The organism is Sulfitobacter sp. TBRI5, from assembly GCF_051013555.1.
Lineage (GTDB): Bacteria > Pseudomonadota > Alphaproteobacteria > Rhodobacterales > Rhodobacteraceae > JL08.
In genome coordinates this window covers 651,759-674,248 of record NZ_CP112884.1, presented here as the reverse complement: position 1 = coordinate 674,248, position 22,490 = coordinate 651,759, and the positions used below count along the sequence as shown (strand labels likewise).

The 22,490-nt window shown below is 52.5% G+C and carries 21 protein-coding genes and 1 pseudogene; 10 read left to right on the top strand and 12 right to left on the bottom strand.

Translation table 11 applies throughout. From position 1 onward, the window contains the following. Window positions 1-387 precede the first annotated feature (387 nt). The 4 genes from OLX72_RS03405 (at window position 388) to OLX72_RS03390 (ending at window position 3,072) form a co-directional block, all read left to right on the top strand. Window positions 388-903 carry a DUF805 domain-containing protein gene (locus tag OLX72_RS03405; RefSeq protein ID WP_433989828.1) on the top strand — a complete coding sequence of 172 codons (516 nt, stop codon included), beginning with the start codon at window positions 388-390 and terminating at the stop codon, window positions 901-903. A 74-nt stretch (window positions 904-977) separates the two neighbouring features. After that, window positions 978-1,748, top strand: coding sequence for a hypothetical protein (locus OLX72_RS03400; protein WP_114868906.1), 771 nt, complete (start codon window positions 978-980; stop codon window positions 1,746-1,748). A gap of 467 nt (window positions 1,749-2,215) precedes the next feature. Beyond that, on the top strand, window positions 2,216-2,743 hold the full coding sequence (locus OLX72_RS03395; RefSeq protein WP_205389038.1) for a hypothetical protein: 528 nt from the start codon (window positions 2,216-2,218) through the stop codon (window positions 2,741-2,743). Between the two features lie 2 nt (window positions 2,744-2,745). After that, complete coding sequence (locus tag OLX72_RS03390) at window positions 2,746-3,072, top strand: hypothetical protein (protein ID WP_114868907.1); 327 nt, start codon at window positions 2,746-2,748, stop codon at window positions 3,070-3,072. Window positions 3,073-3,136: 64 nt separating this feature from the next. Here the strand turns inward: OLX72_RS03390 and OLX72_RS03385 are convergent, their stop codons facing one another. Next, window positions 3,137-3,598, bottom strand: coding sequence for a hypothetical protein (locus OLX72_RS03385; protein ID WP_162797886.1), 462 nt, complete (start codon window positions 3,596-3,598; stop codon window positions 3,137-3,139). Window positions 3,599-3,808: 210 nt separating this feature from the next. Between OLX72_RS03385 and OLX72_RS03380 the strand changes: the two genes are divergently transcribed. The 5 genes from OLX72_RS03380 to OLX72_RS03360 all read left to right on the top strand — a co-directional run bounded on the left by OLX72_RS03380 (window position 3,809) and on the right by OLX72_RS03360 (window position 8,999). After that, window positions 3,809-5,392 carry a ShlB/FhaC/HecB family hemolysin secretion/activation protein gene (locus OLX72_RS03380; protein ID WP_162797887.1) on the top strand — a complete coding sequence of 528 codons (1,584 nt, stop codon included), beginning with the start codon at window positions 3,809-3,811 and terminating at the stop codon, window positions 5,390-5,392. Window positions 5,393-5,396: 4 nt separating this feature from the next. Then, entirely contained in the window at window positions 5,397-6,479 is a 1,083-nt protein-coding gene (locus tag OLX72_RS03375; protein WP_433989827.1) for a hypothetical protein, read from the top strand. Between the two features lie 414 nt (window positions 6,480-6,893). Then, window positions 6,894-7,454 (top strand): hypothetical protein, encoded by a 561-nt coding sequence (locus tag OLX72_RS03370; protein ID WP_433989826.1) that lies wholly within the window; start codon window positions 6,894-6,896, stop codon window positions 7,452-7,454. A 54-nt stretch (window positions 7,455-7,508) separates the two neighbouring features. Next, complete coding sequence (locus tag OLX72_RS03365) at window positions 7,509-8,039, top strand: hypothetical protein (RefSeq protein WP_433989825.1); 531 nt, start codon at window positions 7,509-7,511, stop codon at window positions 8,037-8,039. Between the two features lie 558 nt (window positions 8,040-8,597). Further along, window positions 8,598-8,999, top strand: a complete 402-nt coding sequence (locus OLX72_RS03360) for a hypothetical protein (RefSeq protein ID WP_433989824.1) — start codon at window positions 8,598-8,600, stop codon at window positions 8,997-8,999. A gap of 374 nt (window positions 9,000-9,373) precedes the next feature. Here the strand turns inward: OLX72_RS03360 and OLX72_RS03355 are convergent, their stop codons facing one another. From OLX72_RS03355 to OLX72_RS03320, 8 genes and pseudogenes are all read right to left on the bottom strand, one after another. Then, a complete protein-coding gene (locus tag OLX72_RS03355) occupies window positions 9,374-9,556 on the bottom strand; it encodes a hypothetical protein (RefSeq protein ID WP_433989823.1) in 183 nt (60 codons plus the stop codon). Between the two features lie 51 nt (window positions 9,557-9,607). After that, on the bottom strand, window positions 9,608-9,796 hold the full coding sequence (locus tag OLX72_RS03350) for a hypothetical protein (RefSeq protein WP_433989822.1): 189 nt from the start codon (window positions 9,794-9,796) through the stop codon (window positions 9,608-9,610). Between the two features lie 46 nt (window positions 9,797-9,842). Beyond that, entirely contained in the window at window positions 9,843-11,372 is a 1,530-nt protein-coding gene (locus OLX72_RS03345; RefSeq protein WP_433989821.1) for an arylsulfatase, read from the bottom strand. Window positions 11,373-11,418: 46 nt separating this feature from the next. Further along, window positions 11,419-11,718 (bottom strand): annotated as a pseudogene (locus OLX72_RS03340) (integrase core domain-containing protein); the annotation flags it as partial. Between the two features lie 559 nt (window positions 11,719-12,277). Then, window positions 12,278-12,514: a hypothetical protein gene (locus OLX72_RS03335; protein ID WP_114871817.1), complete on the bottom strand. Its 237-nt coding sequence runs from the start codon at window positions 12,512-12,514 to the stop codon at window positions 12,278-12,280. A 497-nt stretch (window positions 12,515-13,011) separates the two neighbouring features. Continuing rightward, on the bottom strand, window positions 13,012-14,175 hold the full coding sequence (locus OLX72_RS03330) for a hypothetical protein (RefSeq protein WP_114871816.1): 1,164 nt from the start codon (window positions 14,173-14,175) through the stop codon (window positions 13,012-13,014). A gap of 186 nt (window positions 14,176-14,361) precedes the next feature. Beyond that, window positions 14,362-16,857 carry an outer membrane beta-barrel protein gene (locus tag OLX72_RS03325; RefSeq protein ID WP_433989820.1) on the bottom strand — a complete coding sequence of 832 codons (2,496 nt, stop codon included), beginning with the start codon at window positions 16,855-16,857 and terminating at the stop codon, window positions 14,362-14,364. A gap of 476 nt (window positions 16,858-17,333) precedes the next feature. After that, the gene (locus OLX72_RS03320; RefSeq protein WP_433989819.1) at window positions 17,334-18,530 is read right to left on the bottom strand and encodes an alpha/beta fold hydrolase; all 1,197 of its coding nucleotides are present in this window, start codon (window positions 18,528-18,530) and stop codon (window positions 17,334-17,336) included. A gap of 112 nt (window positions 18,531-18,642) precedes the next feature. Between OLX72_RS03320 and OLX72_RS03315 the strand changes: the two genes are divergently transcribed. Continuing rightward, the gene (locus OLX72_RS03315; protein ID WP_433989818.1) at window positions 18,643-18,873 is read left to right on the top strand and encodes a hypothetical protein; all 231 of its coding nucleotides are present in this window, start codon (window positions 18,643-18,645) and stop codon (window positions 18,871-18,873) included. A 407-nt stretch (window positions 18,874-19,280) separates the two neighbouring features. Here the strand turns inward: OLX72_RS03315 and OLX72_RS03310 are convergent, their stop codons facing one another. From OLX72_RS03310 to OLX72_RS03300, 3 genes are all read right to left on the bottom strand, one after another. Beyond that, window positions 19,281-19,997, bottom strand: coding sequence for an LrgB family protein (locus tag OLX72_RS03310; RefSeq protein WP_114870379.1), 717 nt, complete (start codon window positions 19,995-19,997; stop codon window positions 19,281-19,283). Further along, window positions 19,994-20,347 carry a CidA/LrgA family protein gene (locus OLX72_RS03305; protein ID WP_433989817.1) on the bottom strand — a complete coding sequence of 118 codons (354 nt, stop codon included), beginning with the start codon at window positions 20,345-20,347 and terminating at the stop codon, window positions 19,994-19,996. The genes OLX72_RS03310 and OLX72_RS03305 overlap by 4 nt, the downstream gene beginning before the upstream one ends. A gap of 566 nt (window positions 20,348-20,913) precedes the next feature. Beyond that, window positions 20,914-22,485, bottom strand: a complete 1,572-nt coding sequence (locus OLX72_RS03300) for a GMC family oxidoreductase (protein WP_114869015.1) — start codon at window positions 22,483-22,485, stop codon at window positions 20,914-20,916. Between the last annotated feature and the right edge of the window lie 5 nt (window positions 22,486-22,490).

Here is a 22,490-nt window from a genome sequence, read left to right as displayed (position 1 = left end):
ATGCTGCGGGCTGCACCAATGGCCGTTTCTCTCGTCGCGCGACAGCATGACGGTTTTCGCTCTCGCCGCATTTTTTGTGCTGCGCGCGCGCGCGGCATAAAATCACAATGGCCGAGTCGGGCTCAACGCAGTCATCCGAGCGTTTCTGTCAGATGGCTGCTAAGCGCCACTGAACCGCCGTTCGGCACGGAAAATGCGGGCTTTCAACCTCGTATGGCCGCTTAGCGCGATAGCAGACGCTCACCACAATTCCGGCTATGACCGAGTTGCGGGACGAAGCCGCCTGATGCTGGTGCAGCATCTGGGTAGTTTATTAGATGTAAATGCTTGCAAATTGTTTCCACGTGTTTGAAACTTTTCGTTATCTTATCTTGGGAGAACGCAAACATGGGTTTCATTGAAGCAACCAAAACGTGCCTTGCAAAATACTTCGTTTTTTCAGGGCGGGCGGCACGCTCCGAGTATTGGTGGTTTGCTCTGTTCGTCTTTGTCGTCAGCGTTGTTTTCGCAGTGATCGATACTTCGTTGTTCGGTGTTAACCCTGATACCGGTGAAGGCGTGCAAGTCCTGACCCCGATCTTCCAGCTCGCGGTAGCCATACCCATGCTTGCTGCCGGGTGGCGTCGGCTGCATGACACCGGAAGGCCTGGCTGGTATCTGCTTTTGCCCGCGGCATTGAGCATTGTAACGATGATCATGCTTTTCAGCGGCGTTGCTGTTTTTTCAGTTCTTGAACAAGGAGCGGACGACCCTGAAGCGCTGCGTGGTCCAGCAGCCTTGCTTGGCGTCACTGGGTTAATGGTTGTCGCAGTTCTTCAGCTTATACTTTTACTCCTTATGATCTGGTGGCTTAGTAGGCCTTCACAGGAAGTTACGAATGAATATGGTCCGCCTGTAGTATAAACCGATGATGTGGACCAGTCTGGGGGTTCGCTGTGGCATGATGAAACATGGCTTGGTTGCCTGGGAGATTACTTATGAAGAGACATCTAATTGCCACTATGATCCTCATGGTCATGATGTCATCCGCTGCAGCTGCGGACTGGAGTTTCAATGGGCAACCAAATCCCAACGCCTTTATCCAGACCGGCAACATGAGCCTTGAGTTGCAGTGCGACAGGGTCCGGTTCGCTCCCGCCGGATATGAGGATTCTGAAGACATAGCCGCCAAGCAAGGCCTCTCATTCCGTTTTATGGAGAACGGTGCATCTGAGGTTGGCGCGTTCCAAGCGGGATCAGATAATTCGGATATCTCAATCGTGGACAATTATCCTGTCGAGGTTCGGTTCGACGACCAAGCAGATTATGATTTCGTGCTGGACCAGATCGCAAAGAATGCCGTCTTGAACCTATCGATGATTGACCAGGATGTGTCCTATGGCATCTTCACGCTGAAAGGGTCCGGAGCCGCGGTGCGCTCGCTACGCGCGGCCTGTACCTCCGACGCGTCATCGTCGCAGTCCATGGAAGCGCCTGAAGGCATTGTCTATTGCGGCGGCGGTGCTGTGCAGCGAGTTATTGAATACGCCATCGTGGGCCAGCCGGGCGACCAATGGGATGCGATCGTGACCGTCAATGGCGAAACCATCCGCGCGATGACCTCGTACAGCTTCTTCGGAAACTCACAGCCGCCGGCAGGCTTCCAAGTCGCGCTCCTCGGCGAAGACCGGTCCGAATTTCTCGTCTTCAGCGATGGGGGGCGGAACTGGATAGAATTCGGCGATTACACCTACGAACAATGCAACTGACACGTCGAACAAGAAAGGCATACAACGTGAAAAAAGCACATAAACTCGTTCCAGGCTTGCTCCTGGTAACTTTGCTGACGGCTTGCGTAGAAGATACCGGCTCCACAAGCTCAACTCCAAGTCGCGCGAACCAGGATTGTTTGACAGCAGTCGCCCAAGCGACGGGCAATAGTCAAGTTAGGGTTCTGTCGTCCGAGGCGCGCGAGGCCAATATCCGAGTAATCGTCGGCGTTGGACCAGATGCAGCACCTTGGCAGTGTATCACCTACGGAGATGGAACGACCGAAGGCATCATGTCTTTGACAGACGAAGGCTTCCTCTGACGCAGCCGTGGCGCGCCGCCTTCCGGGCATCAATAGCGACAAATGCCATCGCCCTTTTCATCTGGGCGGTTGGCACTTTTGGGATGGTTCGGACACAGGCGCGAGCCCCTCATCGCAGTTGAATGGTTGACGCAGGCTTTATGAATGGAGGATAGAGCAAAAGTGTGGTCAGTCGGCAAAACCAATGTCAAAGCCAGCCGGGCTGTCTTCCTGACAGTCGTCGGCGTGGCGTTCGTCGGCGTCTCGGCGAATGCCCAGGATTGGTCCGCTCTACCCGCGCAGTTACTTGAAAAAGTGGAGGCAGCGCAGCGGGCATGTTCAGATTTGGACAACGGGCAGTTCGCCGTCGAATTCGGAGCCGTGCACAGGGTTGATCTTGATGGTGACCTCTATAGCGACTGGGTGCTGGACGAAGCCGGGTTCGCCTGCTCTTCTGTACCTTCAATGTATTGCGGCACAGGGGGATGTGTCTCTCATTTCCTGATTGGCTATAATATCGGCTCACTTCTCAATCAGGGTTGGGATATGGCACAGATCGGTCCCCACAGGGTTCTCTTGGCGAATGTGCACTATTCGCAGTGCGACGGGATCAGCCCAAGCCCCTGCGTTGTGGCTAGCGTTTGGGACGATGACGAAATGATGTGGCGCAGCACTGTAGCAAAGTGGGAATAGTAATGACTGATAACCTCAAGCCTCTCATTATCACCCTGCTTGCCGTGGTCATGACAACGCTAGTGACGGGTTGTGTCGAGACTGCACCGGATCTTGCAATCAGCGAACCCGATCCCGAGCTTTTATTTGTCCGTGGATACCGTGGCCCAACAGATGAATGCCAACTTGTTGGTGAAAGCGCCTTCACCTCCGAGTTCCTAGATGACGCAGCTGATCTTGTTGCTTGCCCGACTGGAAGCGCGTCTATGTCCAGTTTAATGGCGGAGACAGGAGCGGGAACGCTCACCCAGACGAACAGCTACACGTTTTTCAGCATTCCCTATCGCTGAACCAAACTCTTTTCGACATCAGTAAACGATAGATACAGCCCAATAGAATGATCTGCCCGACAACTTAATTCAGGGCATCCATCGAGAAAAAATAGGTCGCGCAAATACCTTGGGCGGCGACACCTGTCGGCACATCCAGCCCAGTAAACATTGCAATGCCCAAGGTCTCAAATCCGGAGTTTTCCTCATTCCAGGCCGCCATGTATGTCACCGGCTGATCACCACAGAGCATGTTCCCACGTCGCAACGGCCCCGGGTTACCTAAGACCCGAAATACCTGAGCAACTGGCACATCACCGGAAGCACCCCAACCACCAGAATTCTGAGAGTGTAACATTTCGAGATCAATAAACTTGCCGGTCTCGAAAACCATCTTTGTGGTAGACAAGATTACCGGTCCCGTGATCGCCATTGCAGTCTCACTGTAAGGATTGAAAGCCATAGGCTCCTCCAAAAGAGGTTGAGAAGATGCAGGACCTCCCAGGATCCCTATCAAAACCAGTGGTGCTAATAGTGAACGATACATTTGTTTGTCCTTTTCGCGAAGTGGCTGACTTGCGCTGATAACAATTTAAGGCAAAATATCATGAGCGCGAAGGCCATCTAGTATACTGATGCCACACACGCATTAAAGAAGCGCTTTTGATCTTTGGTTGTGATGTTTTGATATCAATCAAAATGAAAACTGAGCAGGTCACCATTTGCCATAGTTTCGCCTTGGTTTTTAGTTGTATACTTGTCTAAAAACATGCTGAGGTTTGAGCATTTGCAACATTATGTCCGACACAAGCTGCAAGCAGCAAATACGATTGTGTGCCTATTAACTGCTACGATCCTGACGATAGTCGGTGTCACAGACGTTCAGGCTCAAACGCAAACTTTTGAATTGCAAGGAGCGGGCGCTTACAATGCAGAAGAAATCCTGAGCTTTGCCGCACAGCTTGAACTGCAAAGAACCGGTGCTGTTACCGCTGCAGGGATCGCGCGCACGATCGAGACAATATACCGTGAAGACGGTTATTTCCTTGCGGAAGCGCGCGTCAGCCGCGACGGGAACACAATTATTGTCGATGAAGGCGAAATTGGCTCTGTTTCCATTGAAGGCGTGGACCAGAGGACGTTCAATCTCATCAACGGTTATTTCCGTCCCGTTGTCGGCAAGCAGGGTGTGACGCTCGCACAGTTCGAGCGCGCCGTGATGCTGACCGAAGATATCCAATCCGTTGCCGCCTCGGCCGAAATTTACTACCCCGATGGACAGGAAACAGCACATGTCCGTGTTGTGGCCGAACAGCAAGACACAAGCTCTGGCTATGTAACGCTGGACAACCCTGCGCGCGAGTTCGGGGATGCGGCAACACTGACCTTTGGTCAGGAATTTGTCAGCTTGTTCACACCCGGTGATCTGTTTCGCTTTGAATTATCTGGCACCGCAGCCTTCGACGGCGACGAGAACGATCTGTATGGCTCCGTCATATATCGCGCGCCCCTTGGTTTCTCGGGCACCTACGGCGAGGTTTATCTGGGCAACGCTGTTGGAGATCGCGATGCTACCGGAACGCTGCGCCAAACGGACCTTGACGGGGATACTGCTATCCTTGCGATCGGTCACCCGGTTATCCGCGACGTGGATACTTACGGGTACGCGCTACTTGAGGCACGCAGATCAAGTTCCGACAGTGATGTTGATGGCGTCAGCACGGACTTTGAAAGCACCGTTAATGTAATTGCCGCGTCGTGGATTTACGGTCGCGCCCTGCAAAACGGTGGAGCATTTGAATATGCCACAAACTTTGCGGTCGGTTCGCGCACAAGCGATGCGGTTGGATTTAGTGATGGTGACAAGGACTTTTGGCACCTGCGCGTAGGTTTCGGATACCAACAACCCGTATCCTGGTTCGGTGAGAACTCCAGTTTTCGCGCCGAATTATGGGGGCAGTATACGAATGATCGTCTTCCAAGCATTGAACAGTTCTACCTTGGTGGAATCGACGATGAGCGTGGATACGCTTTCGCAGAAGTCCAGGGAGATTCCGGTTTCTCCGCAGTTTTGCAAGCTGGAAGAGACTTCTTTCCCCAATCTAAAGTTGTCAGACGGTTTCGACCCTTTGGTTTTGTTGATGTAGGTTACGTGGACAACAATGAACCGTCCGTTGGAGAAATAGACGGAGAATTCCTGTCCTCTGTGGGTGTTGGACTCGATCTTGAGTTTGAAAACAGGTTCTTCGCACAGGCTTATGTCGCCGTACCGATGACATCCGGTTCTGAGACGGACTCGGGTGATCCTGCCTTCTATCTTGCCCTTTCCAAAAGCTGGTGACCTTATGAAACGCTATATATCCGCCGCAATTCTATCCATTGTTGCCGCAATCGTCGCGGCACAGGGTTCAGCCAATGGTAATCACTATGGATGGTGTAACGGTGTAGGCAATCCGCACCGTGGTCCAAGTTGTGGAAGCTCGGGTTCAACGCAACCAAGCCAGACACCTTCAAGCGTGCCAACTGCCAATCAAAAACCTGCAACAGGCCCCACAAATCCGCAAACACCTGGTGGGTTGCCTACCCAGGTCATTGTGGTAACTCCGCAACCGGGGCAAACGATCACCGGGACTGGTCAGGTGCCGCCAATCGTCGGGCAGCCGGGACCTACAATAACAGGCGCTGGGAAGCCGACTATCACGCTGCGTCCTCTGCCACCGCAAATAATCACAGGGACATCGCCCGTAACGACAGTAACCTCACAGCTTGCACCTTCCTTTACCGGATATGGCCTGCCGGTTGTGACAATTCAACCCAACCCTCCGCAGACCTTTGTCGGCTACGGAAAAGTTCCGGCAACGATCATAGTACAGCCCATAGCACAACCCAGTTTTACGGCAACCGGTGCGATCCCCTTTCCGGTACCGCAGCAGATACCACAACAAATACCAACAGCTATTCCGTCAAAAACACCGCAGGGAACACCATACTTGATACCGTCGCTCATACCAAGCAAGACCAACGGAAAAACGCCTTCAATCAGTCCCCCGAAGGCACAGCAGGCCAAACCGATTATGGTACCGCGGCCGAAACCTCGACCGACTGCACAAAAACCTGTTGCAAAAGGGGGGGCAACGTCTCACCAATTGGCGACAACGGCTCCCGCACTCAAAAAACAACATATTACGATAAGCCCCGGCCGACAGGAACAGCACAATTTACCAGAATTTGAAGCATTGGAGGGCGGACAACCGTGGCGCTGTGTTGCCAGTGGCCATGGACAGCGAAAATCGCTCGTTGATCAGCGTGTTTCAGTCTCTGGAGCGTTGCGCCATATCGGTTCAATTGATGTACTGGGCCGAGACTTACCAGCTCTTCACCCGCAGCATGCTGATTGCATCATATCGATCAAACGTCGCGCGAACTGAGATTTTGTCCTAAGCGAGGGATTTCAACCGATCCATTGCTGCACCTGTGAGTGTGGCGAAAAGAGTATTTCCGGATTGGGCTCGATGCAGACCTACGCTGAGTTTTGGTGAGTGTCTGCTGTGTCGCGTCAAGCCGCCGTTAGCGACTGAAAATTCGAAACTTTTGTTCCGAATGGCTGCTTTTACCGGCACCAGACGTTCGCTGCACTCTGTATTAATGACCGCCTTGCGGGACAGAACGGACCTTCGCGTGAGAAAGGGCAATCGACGTTTCATTCAAACTCAAATGGACCAATCGGACGTAAACTCCGTAACAGATTGAAAACCCCTTACGTAAGGGAAGCTTGTTAAAGCGTGACTTATTCACAGCCTTGTGATCTGTGTGTCAAACACTTTTTTTTAGGGATTATGGAAATGGATTTTTTGAAACGCCCGTTGGTGGCTTTTCTTTCGTTGGCGGTACTCGGTGGTTGTGGTTCTACTCCAACAGAGGTCACTCCCCGAACTGGATTCAATCTCATCGGTGCTACCGTTGTGTCACCAAATGAACCGGGATGGCGGACGGTCGTTTCAAACCCGGGGAGCGTTGCACTAGGGAAAGCGGGTAATCTTCAAGGCGAATCCAAAATCTTCAAAGTATCCATAGTTCAAATTGATAGCAGTTTAAGCGACGACAGTTTTTTAGCGGAAGCCAAAAAAGCCAAATCTCCGGCAAAGACTCAGAAGGTCAATTACAAAGGAACACGCTGCCTGAAGTTTGAAGGCAGCCTTCAAAACACGAAAGCCAAAATAGCTGGCTCTGGTCCAGTATATGAAACGAATATTGGCTATACCTGCCGCCATCCTTTGCGCAAAGACGTCGCGATTGATATGGGCTATTCTTCTCGTGCAACCACAACTGGTCTTACCGCAGCGGAACGTAGCCAAACAAAACAGTTTTTCGATAATATTCAGTTCAATGAGAACGGTTTCTGAGGTCTCAGGTAGTCTTCCGACGTCCATCCTTCACAAAGAAAAGAGACCATAAAAATGAAGCTTTTTGCTGCATTATTGTTAGTAGTTTCACTCTCAGCCTGCGCTACATCTGCGATCATGACGCAAGGTTCAGCAAAACCTTATAACATAACTTCGGTTTCTGTTGATGTATCGCAGTTAACATCCAAGCAGTTGATTAGCCTTCCCCCGGCAAAACAGATTAACGCTGATCTAACCAGTTCGCTTCAACGAGAGTTGGCGGCGGGGTCGGACAAAAATGGGCGGTCAGCAATATTCGTTCTTCAGGTCAATGCTTTTACGCTTGGAGACAGTGGACGTGAAACATTGAATCAATATTCAGTTAGCACCATCGGAGGGACTGCCGAAATCCGGGATGCTAAGTCCGGAGAAGTTCTAGTCCCAGGTGGTAATGTATTCAGTGCGACTCCACGCAGCATTGCAGATGCAGCGGTACTCACAGGGGCTATACTGACCCTGAACCCCAACGGGTACAAAACAAGACAGCAGGACTATCAAGACACAATCAACAACTTCGCTGTCACAATCAGACAACGTCTTTTCTAATCGCAACACATTGATGCCAGAAGTTTGCCCCCTAAGGGAAAAGCTGGAGTAGTTGGATGATAAATTTTCGAAATGGAATGTTGCTCTGTGTAATAGTAGTCTTAGCTGGTTGCGAAGACGGCACAATTGGCCAAAGAGGAAGCCCGGCTTGGTATGCGCAATCTACACTGGAACAAAAGCAATTGTACTATAGGGACATGTGTTCTGGGCGTTATGGGTTGAATGACGGCAAGGAAATGAATGCCTGTGTTCAGGATCTTAATACGAGCTTTGCCATCTATAATGGCAAAATCCTTCTGTGCCCTCTAACGAAGGCTCAGGAAAAAAACGGGCGGAGCTGTCAAACTACCATCCCTAGATACGGTCCCGACTTTCTGTTTTAGATAGATCGGCCATGAGTGCACGACCCACCCGTCCGATCTGCATAGAAGACATTAATAGGGGGGTAGTGAATGGCGGCTACCGAACTTTGACGCCGAAAAATCCGTGCGCAGCATTCGGTTCTTTGGGCTCTTCGGTAGCCTTCTCTGCATGTTGCACGAGTGACTGGTTCAGGGGTTGCCGCCTTTCGCTGCAACCCGCCTGGCCAACTGGGTGAACGTCGCGAGTACTGACGTTGACACGTTCAACTGGGACAGCGCCAACGGTTTCGGGATCGCTACAGGCGGTGACCTCCATGTTCTCGATCTGGACGACCACAAGGCTGGGTGTGCCGGGAAAAGTTGGATGACCGAAGCGTATCTCAGGAACCGCAAGTCGAGCCTGCAGGACGTGCATAAGTGGTGGTCCCAACTGGTGCGAAAACGCGACAAGCGGGCGCTGGGGTGTGCCTCAGGTGACAATGGCTACCTTCAAAAGCACAACGTCTTTAATGCCTATGTCGCCTGGTCTGAGAAGGAGCAGCGCGTCGCTCATGTCGCCGGAGGATGCAGCATGGCTCAATTGGGGCAGTCAGCGTAGTCCTTAAGGCCGCTCCGGGCTCAAAGCGGAAGTTCACAGGTTTTTGGCGGGTGTCTGCTGTGTCGCGTCAAGCCGCCGTTAGCGACTGGAAATTCGAAACTTTGGTTACGAATGTCCGCTTACCACAAGAGCGGACGCTACTAAAAAATATGCCTACTTCCGCTGTGCGGACAAAGTGTGAATTCGCTGCTTTTGCTCAGGCAGCCGCTTTTGTGCGCCTAGCGGACCTTTGAAATGGATTGAATACCAGTTGCACAACTCCAATGGTTATGGCCCCGGTCCATCGGGACAATCGGTCCAATCCATCATCGGTCACCATTAACAGCGCCGCCTGAGTGGCTCAGATTAAAGGCAATTGGATGATTGGCCTTTGGTCAATCGGGAAAATGGCCTCGGCCGCAGGTGGACGGTACCTTTGACTCAAGCCCGTATTGCATGCGGATTTCGTCCGCGACCGTCGAGGTCAGGATATTGCGGAAGGTCCGATCATCCGTTGTGGCCGCGTGCTGTGTCGGGTCGATTTTGGTATCGGCATCAACGCCTGCGGCCCCCAACATAAAGTCCGGGTTCTGCACATTGTAGAATACGGTGCCCTCGTCGCGGTCAAGTCAAAGGTTGATTACCATTCCTTGGATGCCCGGAACGGAGCCTGAGGACAGCGTGGTGTGGCCCACGATCATCTCGTCGTTGGCATGACGATGATGGCCATTGGAATTATGCACGCTATTTTCCAACAACCGGGTTAAACCGTCCTCTCCCAGTCCGGCACTGTATCGATCAATCAGATCACTGCGCATAAGAAAAAGGCCCCGCCGGTGCATGCCAGCGGGGTCTTTATTGTGCTTAGTTGGAGCCTGGATTGCTCCGAAGGGTTTCCAGAACGGCGTTCAGGTTGAACGAGCCGGGCTCCTGACGAGGGGGAAACTCCTGATAGGTTGCCAGGTGCTGGGCTACATAGTTTACAGCCGGCAGGACCAAGAACGCCCGGTCAAAGCGCCACATCGCGTAGTTCTCTGACTCTTCATCCGCTTTTTCGAACGGGTCGCCGCGCATGTCCATTAGCTTGGGCAGACGCAGAGTGATCAAAGGTTCTTCCCAGACGGAAAAGCCTTCCTCACGCTGCTCCATGAAGACCATCTTCCAACGGTCATAGCGAAGGTTCGCCAACTCACCGTCATCCGTCCAGTAGAAGAACTCCTTGCGCGGCCCTTCTTCGACTTCACCGCTGAAGTACGGCATCAGGTTATAGCCGTCGATGTGCACCTTGTAGTCACGGCCAATTGCCGAATGACCTTCCAGCAGCTTTTCCTTGATGTTGGGCTCACCCGCAGCCGCCAGCAGCGTTGGCAACATGTCTTCGTGGCTGAACACATCGTTGTAGACCGTGCCAGGTTCAATCACGCCGGGCCATTTGATCATCGTGGGTACGCGATAGCCGCCTTCCCAGTTAGAGTTCTTCTCGTTGCGGAACGGCGTACTGCCGCCATCAGGCCACGTGAACATCTCTGCACCATTATCAGACGAATACATGATGATCGTATTGTCCGCGATGCCCAGATCGTCGAGCTTGTCGAGGACCTGCCCGACGTGGCCGTCATGCTCAACCATACCGTCAGCATAAATCCCAAGGCCGGTCACGCCTTGGGATGCAGGCTTGAGATGCGTGTTGACGTGCATTCGTGTGAATGCGACCCACAAAAAGAACGGACGTTCAGCCGCAACGGCACGTTCCATGAAGTCGACAGCGCCAGCAAGGATTTCCTCGTCCACTGTTTCCATCCGCTTTTTGGTCAGTGGACCTGTGTCTTGCAGTTCACCATCCGAAGAGGATTTGATCACACCACGCGGGCCAAAAGCTTCGCGGAAGGCAGGATCCGTTGGATAGTCAGGATGCTCGGGCTCTTCTTCGGCATTTAGGTGATAGAGGTTGCCAAAGAACTCGTCGAAGCCGTGGTTGGTCGGCAACATACTGTCAAGGTCACCAAGGTGGTTCTTGCCGTATTGTGCGGTCATGTAATCGTGGTTTTTCAACAGACCAGCGATCGTCGGATCCAGCTCTGACATGCCTTCGGGCGCCCCGGGCAAGCCGACTTTAAGCAGACCAGTGCGAAACGGGCTTTGCCCCGTGATGAACGCCGCGCGCCCAGCGGTACAGCTTTGCTGACCATACCAATCAGTGAACATCGCACCTTCATTTGCGATCCGGTCGATGTTTGGCGTCTTATACCCCATCATCCCACGGTTGTAGGCACTGGTATTGTTCCAGCCCACATCATCGCCCCAAATCACCAAAATATTTGGCTTTTCTGTGCCCTGAGCAAAGGCCGGAGCGGCCAATGCCAACGCTGCAACTAGTGCTAATCCGAATCTCATCCTACATCCCTAATATTGTTTTCAATCGTGCGATTTCCGCGGTTGCTTAGCCTGAATTGTCTGAGCCATCTTGATTATAGTGCTTAGTCGGCCGCTGGTCCATCGGTATGGGGGTTTCCGGAGCCGGAAACCCCCAACCCAATGCGCTGTATGGCCGCTTTGTGTTGTAGTGTTTTCGCCAGCACTCAATGATGATCTGTGCTTTTCTCAGTGATTTAAATAGCTCCCGGTTCAAAGGTTTGTGCCGGAAGCGAGCATTGAAGCTTTCAACATAACCGCTTTCCACAGGGTTGTATGGCTCAATAAGTGTCGTCTTAGCGCCCACAGCCTCAATCCAGGCTCGGACAAGGGAATATCTCCCATTGCTGGGTTAGCAAGGTCCCAAAGTCATTCTAGGTCCAATGCGCTTCAATTTGACCAAATCCATTCATCCCCAAAACACCCGACAGCATGCGCCACCAGGCAATTACAAGTCGCACAAACAATGCTCACGAAGGACCTCAAGAATACGACGAAAAACCGTCAAGTCCATGACCGGACGGACACAAAGCGCGCCTTCAAAGGACCGATTCTCAGCAGTTTTCAGAACTTGGTGGGGATCGCAGCATCGGTCAAATTGGGCTCAAGGCAGTCATTCGCCGCGGAACGCACTAATGTCGGTAGAGCGGACAAAGCAGTCATTTCATGTATTCGAATAATGAACCAGAACCTTGAGCCGGTGCTTCACGTAGCCATAGGTGGCTGTCGGGCACGGTTGGTTCCTGAACAAAAAAGTTCTCCCCATCATCCAAGAGCGAAGCGGCTTGATCCTCCGTCTGCACTTAAGTTCACGCTGTTTGCGGGAAACGGAGACTGGTTCGAATCCGTCTGACAGCACCCGCTGCATTATTCCGGCAGGGGCACCTTCAAGACCCGTTCAACCAAGGAGTGGCCACCATTTCCTCTGAATTCAGTCGTCTCACGACCACCTCGGTACTTTGGCCCTTTTCCATCGCCTTCGTCGCCATGTTCATCCCCATCGTCTCCGTGATCATCGCCGGAGGTATGGTCATCCCCAGAGGTATGGTCATCGCCGGAGGCATGGTCCTCTTCGGATCCACCATGTTTGTCTGTTCCGCCTCCACGGCCGCGACCGCCGCCACGACCCCCTCCCCGGTGTTTACCGGATCCGCCGCCTGAAGAATGTGATTGCGCTGCGGCGGGGTTTGACAATGCCACCCCCATCAGGAGGGAACAAGTGCCTCCCATCAAAAACGTCCGACGCTTCAGATTTTCCGTCATTATCATTTTCCTCAAAAAGTTACGCGCCAACCGATTGCTCGGCCGACGCTCAATACCTTATTAACATCCGAATGCTTGTCTTCTCCGCTATGTGGATCCTCGGAGAGGCCGCGCTGCGCACTGGAGCGACCGCTGCTATTCCCACGCCCGCTTCCGGATAAATGACTGGTGTCGGACTCGTCCCTGTGCTGTGCGCGAGCGATACATGTCAGTGATAATGGAAAAATGCCCGCCAAAACCAATCGGCGATCCAACGCTTCGCTTGGCATATCACTCATCCCGTTCTTTCCTAGGTTCGGGGGCAGCATTTATTACCGCCCCCGGATCTCACACTTTGGCTTGCACTTAAGGTCACCTATTACTCGATCGTCCCCGGCAGCTTCTCGTCATGAATCTGCGTATGAATGAGTTCGATCACTTCAAGCGCATCGTCTGCGGCCGCTGCGAAGAGCGTCGCACCGGTGCTGTCGGTCAGTTCACCATTTACCGAGGCAAGGTAATCGTCGATGTAGAGGGAAGCACTAACGGGGTTCCCGTCCTCGTCCAGATAGAAATAGCTATACGGCTCGTCACCATTGGCTGCGTCATCATAATCCCGCTCATAGGTGAAGCCAGAGTAGTCATAGTACTCCAAGTCACCGGTATTAATACCTGAAATATCGTTCACGTTATACAGGAAGTCCAGATCGATAGTTCCGGTTTTGTCCGCAGCACCAGCCAAGGCGCTGGTCGCAAGAAGCAATGAATCGTAGCCATCGAGACTAACATCGCCACTGGTCAAAGCTTCGTAGAGCGCAAGGTTTTCGAGCGGCGAGTCAATCGTGGCGCCGTCCAACACGAGACGCCCGGCTTCATCCGTTTCGATAGTGGTCGCGGCCGCCAGTTTCAACAGTACCTCATCGAGCGAGTGCTGAAGAACTGAATCCGGTGCACGCATGATGTTGGTGCGACCAAAGTCCACCTCGATCGCGCCCGCCGGGATCTCGCCATCAATGATTGGCTCATATGTGACGCAGGCCGTGTCGAGGCAGGCGGCGTAAACGCCCTCATCTACTTCTATTGGGAGCCCAGTTACTGGATCGCGGAGTAGGTAAACCAAGTCGCCGTAGAGATCACCCTTTGTTGTGCCGGGACTCGTATTCCCTTCACCGCGGTGCGGGTTTAATTCCTTACTGCCTCCGGCCCAGTCCGGACGGTCGCTATCGTCATCTTCTTCGATGATGATGATCACCCGCTCGCCTTTCCCGCGAAAAATCTGGGTCTCGATGTTTGTGCCTGAGCCTGGCATATCCTTAAAAATGCTGGACAGACCTTTGCCCCTTCCAGAGATACCGCCGCCATGCTGATCAGCGCTAGCACCACGCCCGCTACCGGCTGAATTTCCGCCCTTCATCTGGTTGCCGGAGCCTTGCTGAGCGAACGCGGTGTCAGACACCAGAGGCGACGTGACAAGTGCGAGCGATGCACAGCCTGCAATGAGACCAGCTTTCACAGAGGCCTTAGTGAATATTTTCGAGATCATTTTCTTACTCCCTTAGCGTCAAGTGACGCGTTAAAAAGAATAGCAAAGAAGTCCCTCTCTTTGCCTTCTCTCCGAAGAGTAGAAAAATCTACACATTCGCGCTTTGATATGTGTCAATTTGAGTGAGATTTTTTCTTGACGCAAAAACGCATGCAAATCATTCGGGCAGCTCGCGTATGTCAACCGTTAGAACTTATAGGCTAGGGCAACCTGAAACCGGCTTTCCTTTGAATCAAAAATGTCAACTCCTGTGCCGTAGTCCACTTCATAGTCGTCATAGTCAGTGTAGTTGTATTCCATCCGCAAATGCGTTCGAGGACCAACAGAATACTCAACACCCAATCCTATCAGAGCACCATCCAGTTTATCGCTTTGGTTTATAGTCGTACCTGAATAGCTGTAATCGGTTTCGAATTTTGCACGGACCAACCCCGTGCGACCATAAATCAGAACAGAATCATTAACGATATAGCCAACACGCAGCAGTCCAGCCACTGAACCAACTTTCTCGGCCGAGTAGATGCGCCCGGTTGGACTGCGTTCTACGTTCCATCCCGCAGAGGATACTTCCAATTCAGCTTCTGCGCCTAGGTACACCGCTCCGTACTGCCAACCATAACCCGCCAGAGCGCCCCCGCTAAACCCTTGTCCTGAACGCGTCGCATTTAGAAAGAAAGAAGGGGCAGCGCTTGTGGGTCTTGGTCCCGAATTGTCGCTTTGCAAGGTACTGTGGCCCAGTGTAGCAGCGGCGTAAAATCCAGAGAAGTCTGTTGGAGCCACATACGGAGCAGGAGTTTCTTGCGCGCCGAATGTGTAGATTACTCCAAAGCGTACGGCACTTTGCAAATTCGCGAAGTTGTCGTCATTTGCTCCCAAAGGTGCGCCAATGTCATAATCAGAGAAAGACCTGATCTGATATTCGATCCGCCCTGACAGGCCGCGCCCCAAGGGTACCTCTGTTCCAAGTCCAAATGAGAAGCCGATTACCCTATCATCAATTGATGTAGAATTACCGCCTCTCTGATATTTGCTTTCAAACTCTGAAGCAAAGACGCCAAAGCGACCATATAGAAAATTGCTGGCAACTGTCTTCAACCCGACGATCCCGCTCACTCCGTACGTATTGCCCGTCTTGACCGAAAAATCACGATCTGCGTCATGAACCCACTCCATGTCGCCAAATTCGATATCTGCCTCGACCCCCAGAACCAACCCGTTCACCGTGGTTCGATATCCACCTAAAAGTCCGGCAACCGGCCCCTGATCGCCGAAATCCGCCGTCAGATTGCCGCCAGCACCCCTTGGACCGTCGACTTTGCTTTGCAAAACGCCATAGCCAAATTGAGTACCGGCATAGAATTCAGAGCTGGTTATTCTCGCCCGATCTTCAGGTCGCGTCTCGAAGTTCGGCTCTAGATCATAACCAAAGGTCAAAAAGAAGCGGTGCTCGTCGAAATCCTCGCCAGCAATATCCGACAAGCGTTGCTGGAATGCGTAATCTGCATCCAGATAAAATCTGGGATCCAGATAATAGCGCAGACCCAAGCCAGCTTCTGCATAAATATCGGTTCGATCAATACCCTTAAAGTCATTCTCGGTCAGAAAGAGATAGCCCGCCAAAGACAGATTCTGCGCCACGCGATACCGCAAACGGGAGCCGGCTGATGTCGAGACATAGCTCGATGCGCCCGTAATAGTGGTTTCTTCCAGGGACCGTTCGATCACGAAGGATATTTGGGTTGTGCGACTGGGTCGCCAGGTCAAATCTACATCAAAATCGGGCACGGTAACCGTGTCAAACCGCGGATCGTCAAAGTTCTGCGTCAGGACCCCGAACGACAGCTCTCCGGCAAGATCGCCCCATTGACCCTTGTAGCCAAGAGCAGCCTGCCCCCCCTTAGAGCTGCGTTGATAGCCCTGACTGTCTGTCTTGTCATCATACTCAACCTGGTCAAAAATTCCTTGCACGAAAACTTCGCCATTTGTGATTTGCGCCACGCCAAGCCTGCCACCAAATTCCAGCTCTTGCCGATCACGGTCACTGCTATTGATGGTTGTACCGCCAGCAGCGGGCGTGTCATCAAAATCCAGATCGCGCGCATTCACCCCCAGACGGAAAGAGTTACCATTTAATTGCCCGCCGATTCCGAAATAACCGCTCGTTTCATGATACTTTGTAGGTTCAAGCCCGTTTACGCTGTCCGGTGAACTACGTTCTTCATGCTCCCGGGCATAGTCCAGCCCTCCGAAAGCGAACAGGCTATCGCCCAACCTGAAACGGCCATCTGCGTATAACCCATAGTCTTCGTAGTTTTCGCTGGAATAAGTGGCGTATCTTCCAATTTCTGCGTCAGCTCCAAAGCTAAGTTCATAGTCCCTGGATAGAAGCGAAAGCTCGATCCAGGGAGCAAAGACCGTGACGAAGTCACTTTTCTTATCGTTAGCGGTCTGAAAAACATTGTCGGTGAATTCTTCCGAAAGCGTTAGGCCTGCATCCACCTTTACACTATTTTCTGCTGCCGGTGTGTCCACGGTTTCTTGCGCCATTGAAGACGAATTGAACGAAGCAACGCTTAGAATAATGTAAATTGGACAAAGAAATATGTTCTGTGAACGCATAACCGTATCAACCCGCTCGATAGCTTTAAGGGAGTTTTGAACTTTTTTGAACTTTAAAGCCAATAAAACCCAAAAAAGTTAAGACTAAATTGTCTGTCGGCAGAAGTTTTTTGGAAAGCCGTGTCTATGAAGTAACTAAAGTTTTGGTTCAGTTAGAGCTCCTGACACCCGGTCTTGGCTGCGTTGCCGCGCGTTGATCAGATCGGTCAGTGCGGTCGGTTTGCTGCACTAGCGAAGGATGCGATTTCAATCTGACCGGTTTGGGCTCAACGCAGTCATCCGAGCGTTTCTGTCAGATGGCTGCTAAGCGCCACTGAACCGCCGTTCGGCACGGAAAATGCGGGCTTTCAACCTCGTATGGCCGCTCAGCGCGATAGCAGACGCTCACCACAATTCCGGCTATGACCGAGTTGCGGACAAAGCGGTCATAGAAAACTCCGCTATGTTGAAACAGATTTTGACCAAGCAGCGATCCGGCTCAATAACAACAGAGAGTATTTGTACAGTAACGCAAACGAGCGAAAATTGACCCGCTGCGATTAAGAGTGCGCGAATTGGTCGATGCTCTCGATCATTTTGGCGAAATCATCTTCTGTTGCGAACAACATATGGTTCGGACTGTTTAATTGGACAAATGACGCGCCGGCTATTTGGGAAGCCAGTAACTTGCCTTCGGAAAGCGGAGCCACAGAGTCCCGGTCACTGTGCAACACCAGTGTAGCCGTCGTTACTTTGGGTAACAAATCGGCTACGTTCATGTCGTCGAACAACGCGCGAAATTGCGCAATGTTTTCTGCCGGTCCACACTGTTTCTGAAATTCGTTGAACCATTGCATCTGTCCCTGCGACGCCTCCGGCATGAACAAAGTCGTCAGGATTTGGCGGGCGGCTGGATTATCGTTGCCCCAACTATGTCGAATGAGGCTGACCAATGCTTCGCTTTCTTCATGTTCGGCGTCATTGCCGCGTTGCCTGCGCCCTCGGGCATAGCCCCCATTCAAAATGAGATGAGATACCCTGTCAGGTTGCCGGAGTGTGTAGGCAATTGCTACGGATGCCCCCTGCGACATACCCAATATCGCAACCTTTTCATACCCATAGGTCTCAACAACGACCTCCATATCATCAACCATGCGCTCGAAACTGATGTCGACGTCCGACCATTGCGACAGACCGTTTCCGCGTTGGTCATATCGTATCACCGCGAACCTGTCTGAAAGGTGCCTGACGTAATCGCCATACGCCGGACTGTCCCAGTCCATGTCCAGATGGGTCATCCAGCTTCCCGCAAACAACAAGGGCAAACCTTGGCCGGAAGCAGCGTGGGCAATCGACGTACCGTCCTTGGATCGGCAGTATTTTACGACCGGTTTCTGAATTGATCGGTTGTTTGTGATCGCTTTTACTTTGTCGCTCGCAGGTGATGTTTCGATTTTGGCCTGGGTCGATACCGGTCCAATCAGTCGGAACCCTCTCCGGCCTACGGTTTCGATGTATTTCGGTCTGGTGGCGCTGTCTTCCAGCGCTTTTCGAATTTCGAAAATATACTCGCGCACCAAATCGGGGCTCACATGCAGGTCTCGCCAAACTTCGCGGAGAATCTCGTCGCGTGACATTACTGTTCCTGCATTGGCGATCAGAAAACTCAGTACATCCGCAGCTTTGGGAGTCAGATTGGACAGGCTCTGGCCTGAAGACAAGCTGCCGTCATCTAAGTCCAAGACCCACTGCTTCATGAATTTCTCCCACGATCGTCATCAAACTCAACGATACTACAACGATGATTGAACGGCATCACGTTCTTTACTCGCTTAGTCTAGGGTCAAAGGGAACAAAAGGAGCGACGCGATGCCACAGTTAACCTCAAACCAGACAATTCGGCTCAGCGAAGAACGGACTATTGTCGTCGAAGTGGCACATTTCCTTGAGCAACTTTCACAGAACTTGGACGGCATAATTAGCAACGCGTTGGTCGAAGAGAACAACGAACTAGCGGAACGTCTGATCTTACCTTTCATGCAGTCGAAAAAGTTAGCAAAAGCTCTAATCGACAGCCAGGAAAATGTTTTTGAAAATTGATTTCTCCCGTTTCGGCTTATGATAAACCTGCGACCGCTCCGGGCTCAAGGCAGTCATTCGCCGCGGAACGCACTAATGTCGGTAGAGCGGACTTTGCCGCCATTCGTTCTTCGTACTTCGCGGACGCAGCATCGCTTCGCGCTTGCGGCATGTCTGTCGGCGCGTTGCAGCTCACGTCGCCAATGCGGTCATTCAATCTGGGCAAACCACGTCAAATCCAAACCGCGCTTTCGCCGCGCGGTGTCAGAACAATCAAGGCGCGGACAAAGCCGCCGTTCATCGTCCGCTCCCAGCCCCTAGACCACTTTGGGTAGCGAGCTTGTTCTCCGCACTGTTCTGTGGGTTAAAGGCGTCATTCAAACACTTTTGCAGTCGGTGCCCCCCAACGGGTCCAAATTGAAACACGTTCAAATCAACCAACGCACCAATACTGGTACGATCAAGCTTGTCAGTAGTGCATTCAATGCCATCGCTATGCCGGCATAGGCTCCTGCCACAGGATTTACCTGAAATGCACGGGCCGTCCCAATTCCGTGAGCTGCGACACCGACTGCAAAACCGCGTGCGCGCCAATCAGAGACCCCGATCAGGTTCATGAGAGGCGTAACCGTCACAGCACCGATAATCCCAGTCAGGATAACCAATACTGCTGTCAGCGCTGGTAGCCCTCCTATAGCTTCTGAGATACCGAGAGCGACGGGCGCGGTTGTGGACTTAGGCGCCAGAGAAAGCAGCACTTCTATCGGGAGACCAAAGGCACGCGCCAGTAAAATGGCCGAGCCCGCCGCAACAACCGAGCCCGTCAGCAAAGCCAATACAATCGGCGCAACTGAGGTCCGAATTGTGTCTCGGTTATCCCAAAGCGGCAAAGCCAATGCGACCGTCGCGGGGCCAAGCAGAAAATGGATGAATTGTGCGCCCTCGAAATAGGTCGTGTAGTCGGTTCGTGTCAGCCAAAGGATTGGTGCAATGAGAAGGACTGACAGAAGTACCGGATTGGCCCAAGGCGGCTGACCAAGTCGCCGCGCTACGCCATCCGCGAGCAAATAGGCGAGGATGGTCGTTGTGAGCCATATAAGGGGCGTTGTCGACAGATAGCTCCACAGGTCCGCGACATCCGTCATGTCGTCCGGCTTTCGATTAAAAACCGAACGCTGATGAACGTTCCAACCGCAGCCAGCATGGAGAGCAGTGTCGAGACAGTCAGGATAAACAGTAAGGTAAGTCCGTTATCGGTAAAAACCTCTAAGTTGCCGATCACACCAACACCTGCAGGCACAAAAAGGAAAGACAAGTTCGCCAGTACGACTGTCGTTGTTGGTCTGAGCTGCTCGGTCAGTGTGGGCCTGAAGCCGAGCAGCAGCACTAAGAATGCGAGCCCCAGCACTGGGCCCGGAATGGGGAAGCTAAGGCCGCGAGCAGTCATTTCTCCAAGCAACTGGCAGCCCAAGAGAAGTCCCAGTGTCTGAAGCATGGTGGTTCTCCCCTGAACTCGCTTTCCTTGTCATTCTGATACCAAATGCTTTGCGACACCAATGGAAACATTCTGTTTAGGGGAGCATATGTGGGGCAAAGCGGCTATCCCAAAACTGGCGCGGTTCAGATAATGGCCCCTCTGGGCTCGATGCAGTCATTCGACTGTTCTTCTCTGATGACCGGTTCGTCGCGTTAAGCAGCCGCTCACAACCGGAAATTCGAAGTTTTGGTTCTAAACGACTGCTTTCAACAGGACCGGACGTTCGCTGCGGTTGCGACGTATGTCTCACATGCGGACGAACCTGCCGTTCGCCGCAGTGCGACCGAACAAGAACAAAAGAATGCTTAAAGTACCTGATGGGGCAGCCAAGACCAAGCTATACTGCCTTTGTTGGCGCTACAAAGATCATCATCGATAGGTCACATTCGCTACATCGACTACCGTATATGGCTATTTTTCGAGGTTTCGTTTCGACTGAGTACCTATTGCCTTGGTCGAGTTATTGTATGTGCTCCGATAAACTAAAGTTGGCACCGGAGCACATTGTTTTTGTCAGTCTTTAATCAGAGATTGCCGCGAGACATTTCGCTAGCGATGTGATCGGCTTGCCGAATGGCAAGCGCCACAATGGTTAGTGTCGGGTTTTCCGCCGCCCCTGTGGTGAACTGCGACCCGTCCGAAATGAACAGGTTTGCGATATCGTGCGTTTGGCCCCATTTATTGACCACGCCGTCACGCGGATTCTCCGACATCCGGTTGGTGCCCAGATTGTGTGTCGAAGGATAAGGGGGAGTTGGGAAGGTGCGCGTGGCCCCCACCGCATCATAGACTGCCATGCCTTGTTTGTAGGCATGATTGCGCATCGCGATATCATTGGGATGATCGTCAAAGTGCACGTTTGCAACTGGCAGGCCGAATTGATCCTTAACGTCCATATTCAGCGTAACACGGTTGGTTTCTTGCGGCATGTCTTCTCCGACAATCCACATGCCAGCCATGTTCTCGTAACTGTCCAGAGCTGTGGTGAACTCGCGTCCCCATCCCCCAGGATCAAGAAATGCCGCCATGAAGGGCAGGCCAAGAGCGAGCGTTTCAAGTTCATAGCCGCCCACAAATCCACGGGATGGATCATGACGCGCCTCGTCCTGAATGATGCCTGCCATTGTGGTACCGCGCCACATCTTCACCGGTTGGTCAAAGACCGCATACACCGAACCGGTCATGTGCCGCATGTAGTTACGACCTACTTGACCAGAGGAGTTTGCCAGACCATCCGGGAACATTGATGACGCTGAGTTTAACAGCATGCGCGGCGACTCAAACGAATTGCCAGCCACACAAACAAGGCGGGCCTTTTGCATCTGCAAATTACCTTCTGCGTCAAAGTACTCCACACCAGTGATCTTGCCGCTGTCATCGTGCAAAATGCGTGCAACGTGAGATTTGGAGCGCACCTCAAGATTCCCAGTCGCTTCGCCCTCAGGGATGTCCACGTAGCCTGCCGACCACTTGGCACCCCATTTACATCCTTGGAAGCAAAAGCCGGTCTGCTGGCACATTGAACGTTCACGATTTTCATCCGAATTGATCGCCATGCGGCCGGTGTGGACTTGTTCATAGCCCAGAGCCTTTGCACCCTTTTCGAAGACCTTATAATTATTGTTTCCCGGCAGTCCGGGACGATCGCCCGTGCGGGTCACACCGAGCTTGTCTTCAGCCTTTGTGTACCACTGGTCCATTTCGCCTGGATCAATTGGCCAATCCAAAAGATTTGCCCCCTGAACATCGCCGTATGTGGTCTTTGCTTTCCATTCGTGGTCCTGGAATCGCAAAGACGCACCGGCCCAGTGTTGGGTGGTGCCGCCGACGGATTTTACAATCCAGGCAGGCAGGCCAGAAAAGTCCTTGGCAACGCGCCAATCACCAGACGTGGTCCGTGGGTCCAGCCAGGCCAATTGCCCAAAGCTTTCCCACTCATCATTGATGAAGTCTTGTGGAAGGTGCCGCCCGCCAGCCTCGAGTGCAACAACACTCACGCCTTTTTGCGCCAATTCGTTTGCGAGCACGCCGCCGCCCGCGCCAGTTCCGATTACGACAACAACGCTGTCGTCTGTGAGATCAAATGGTGCCGTCATGGTGC